This is a genomic window from Stieleria sp., from assembly GCF_041595215.1.
GTDB lineage: Bacteria > Planctomycetota > Planctomycetia > Pirellulales > Pirellulaceae > Stieleria > Stieleria magnilauensis.
In genome coordinates this window covers 1-3,618 of sequence record NZ_JBFHKV010000903.1, presented here as the reverse complement: position 1 = coordinate 3,618, position 3,618 = coordinate 1, and the positions used below count along the sequence as shown (strand labels likewise).

The following is a 3,618-nucleotide window of genomic DNA, read 5'->3' as shown; positions in this document are numbered from 1 at the left end:
GGCCAGCGGTTTTTCGCAGTAGACGTGCTTGCCCAGTTGCAACGCCGGCATGGTGGCATAGGCGTGGGTATGTTCGGTCGTGCTGACCACTGCCGCATCGATTTCTTTTCCGACGGCGTCATAGAGTTTGCGAAAGTCTTGAAACTTGCGAGCCGCGGGAAATTGTTTGGATGTGTTTTCGACGAAGCGTGAGTCGACGTCGCAGAGGGCCACCACGTCAACTTTTCCGGTCGCCGTGATCGCCTTCAAATTACTTCCGCCCCGTCCACCGACACCGATGAATGCGACCTTCATCCGGTCGTTTGCGGCGGCTTGGGCACGTCGCGGGACGAGGGACAGGGAGGTGGCGGCCGCCGCGGCGACGGCAGTATTTTGGGCAAGAAACCGACGACGATCGATAGCATGCATGGCGATTGACCCGGCAGATGGGGGGAGGGTGGCGGGAAGCGGAAACGGGGGCTGGTTAAGGAAAAGTGTAACAACACGGCACACGGAGCGTCGAAATCCGACCAAAATTGATCGTTCCAGGCTCTTCGTCACACCGATTCGTCTTTTTTTCTAAGGCCGTGGCGGTTCGATCGTCTTTCACTATGCATGGACGAGCATCCTTCTGCTTGCGCGGGCAATGAACCACTTGAATCACCAATGCGATCCAGCGTCCGATGAGGCCGCCCCCGAGCGGTTGAGCGACCAAGCATGGCTGACTCAGGTCTTTCGGGAAAATGAACTCGCAATGATGGGCTATGCGACACACCTGCTGGGCGATCGAGACCGCGCAAGCGACGTCGTTCAAGACACGTTTGTTCGACTATGCAAACAGCCTCGTCAACAGGTCCAAGATCGCGTTCGACAATGGCTGTTTCGAGTCTGCCGAAATCGAGCCTTGGACATCCTGAAGAAGGAGAGCCGGATGAAAACACTCGACGATGCAAACGCCTCGCGGCAGATCAGCCGAGACTCTGATCCCGTGGCCATCGCCGAGATGACCGAACGCTACGAAAACGCGCAAGGCCTATTGGCCTCACTGCCGCCGCGACAGCAAGAAGTCATTCGCCTGAAGATCCATGGAGATTTGAGCTACCGAGAAATCAGCGAATTGACCGGGCTGAGCGTCGGCAACGTCGGGTACCTGCTGAGCACGGGTTTGAAAATGATACGCAACCGATTAGCGACCGCTGAATGACCAAGCACCACTGAATGACCAAGCACCTTTGAATCACCCAACCGCAACGTCACGCGTAGGCGCCGCGTGCACACCTTCCCGAGAATCAGAACCATGACATCCGAACCAACCGACCAACAAGAAGGGATCGAAGAACGCGCGACCGCGTTCGTGTTCGGTGAACTGGAACGCGAGGAAGCGACCGAGTTCATGAAGTTGATGGACGCCTCGCCGGAAGTCCGCGCGATCGTCGCATCGGTTCGTGACGCCGTCGGGGCCGTCAAAGCCGAACTCGCCGCGGACAGCACGGGCGTCAATCTGGCCGACCGGCAACGCATCGAAAATGCCATCCGTGATCCCCTGCCCCAGCCGCCGCCGGTGGTGGCGACCGCGCCGGATGCGGCGACGCGTACGTGGGTGCTGGGGCTGGCCATCGCCGCCACCCTGCTGCTGATTTCCGGGCTGACCCTGCCGGCGCTCAATCGCGTCATCACGGCGAACACCGACACCCGGCAACTGCGTGATCAGATCAGCCAAATGGAATCCGAGCGGCATCGGCTGGTCGCAGAAAAGCGCTCGGTGGAAATGGAACTGGCATCCGTCCGAGCCATGCTTGCCGACAGCGACGCTTTGCCTGCCCAACCGAATCAGGACGCCTCTGCGACAACCGACGTCGAGGCAACCGAGTCGCCCGGCCCGACCCTGGCAGGCTCCGACACCGAAGCACCAGACATCGGTGCGACCGAAATGGACACCGCGGCGGGACAGTCGGGGCTTGCCAGCGATTCGCAACCCGAAACAGCGGCGGGACGAGAGAACGAAACGCCCGATCCGACCGGGGCGCCAAACGAAAGCCCGATGCTCGCCCAATCGGAACAAGCGAACGACGACGGCTCGCCAGGCCCACCCGACGGTCCCGCCACGGCGATCCCGATGAATCCGCTGCTGGCCCAACCGGTGCCGCCGCGTTCGGGTCGCCCGCGTCGCCCGCCGCAAGGACCGCAGTTTCGGATCGGCGCTGTCGATGACATGGCGATGGGAATGGACGGCATGGCGGACGACGAAATGATGATGATGATGGGTGGCGGCATGGGTGGCGCCGGCATCGGCATTGCGCAACCGCGACCACGTCTGATCGATGAGATCACCGGGATTCCGTCGATGATGGAACACATGGAAGCCGGCGGTGGCAATCAATTCGCGCCGATCATCGAGAATCCTTTCCTGCCGGTCGGCATCGCGCCGCTTTCGACATTTGCGATCGACGTGGACACCGCCGCCTATGCCAAGGTGCGGATGAATCTGACCCAGTACAACCAATGGCCCAACCCGGACGCGGTGCGGATCGAAGAATTGGTCAATTACTTCGACTACAACTACGCTCCGCCACAGGACGACCGCCCCTTTGCCGCGGCGATGGAGATCGCCGAGTGTCCTTGGAACCCGAAACATCGATTGGCCCGAATCGGCATCAAGGCCAAGGTCGCCGACGTCGATCGACCGCCGAGCAATCTGGTGTTCTTGTTGGACGTGTCGGGATCGATGAATCGCCCCAACAAATTACCGCTGGTGGTCAACGGCATGAAAATGTTGGTCAACCAACTCGGCGAAAACGATTCGGTCGCGATTGTGGTTTACGCCGGGGCGGCCGGTTTGGTGCTCGATGCGACCACCGGCGACCGCAAGAAACTCATCGTCGATTCGCTCGATCGCCTGCGTGCCGGCGGATCGACCAACGGCGGCCACGGCATTGAACTGGCCTACAGCATCGCCCGCGACCACTTCGTTGACGGTGGAACCAATCGCGTCATCCTGTGCAGCGATGGTGATTTCAACGTCGGCGTCACCGACACCGACGAACTGATCCGTTTGGTCGAAAACAACGCGAAAAGCAACATCTTCTTGACCGTGCTGGGGTTCGGCAACGACAACCACAACGACGCGATGATGGAACAGATCAGCAACAAGGGCAACGGCAACTATGCGTTCATCGATAGCCAAGACGAAGCCCGCAAGGTCTTGGTCGAACAAATGCAGGGCAGCCTGATGACCGTCGCCAAAGACGTCAAAATCCAAGTCGAGTTCAACCCGATGGAAGTCGAATCGTATCGATTGATCGGTTACGAAAACCGCATCTTGAATGCGAAGGATTTCGACGCGGACGACAAAGACGGCGGTGAAATCGGAGCCGGACACGCGGTCACGGCGTTGTATGAGATCGTTCCCAAGAGCAAGCTCAAGCCCGAGGATCCGCCGCCGTCCTCCGCGCCGCTTGAGGAATTGAGATACCAACGTCCGATTCGTTACAGCGAACAAGCCGCCAGCGGCGAGATCTTGACGCTGAAGCTTCGCTACAAACCGCCGACCGAAGAGCAAAGCGAGCTGATCGAATTTGCGGTCAAAGACAGCGGCAAGGCATTCAACCGCACCGACCGCGACTTCCAGTTCGCCGCCTC

The 3,618-nt window shown here is 59.8% G+C and carries 3 protein-coding genes; 2 read left to right on the top strand and 1 reads right to left on the bottom strand.

Annotated features, from left to right (window positions below; genetic code table 11):
* The coding region (locus ABX749_RS26010) for a Gfo/Idh/MocA family protein (RefSeq protein ID WP_372898568.1) at positions 1-408 on the bottom strand (408 nt) is incomplete at its 3' end.
* Between the two features lie 226 nt (positions 409-634).
* Here ABX749_RS26010 and ABX749_RS26005 point away from each other — a divergent pair.
* Positions 635-1,183, top strand: coding sequence for an RNA polymerase sigma factor (locus ABX749_RS26005; protein WP_372898567.1), 549 nt, complete (start codon positions 635-637; stop codon positions 1,181-1,183).
* 93 nt (positions 1,184-1,276) lie between these two features.
* Positions 1,277-3,618, top strand: a 2,342-nt coding sequence (locus ABX749_RS26000) for a von Willebrand factor type A domain-containing protein (RefSeq protein WP_372898566.1), incomplete at its 3' end; no start/stop codon positions are given.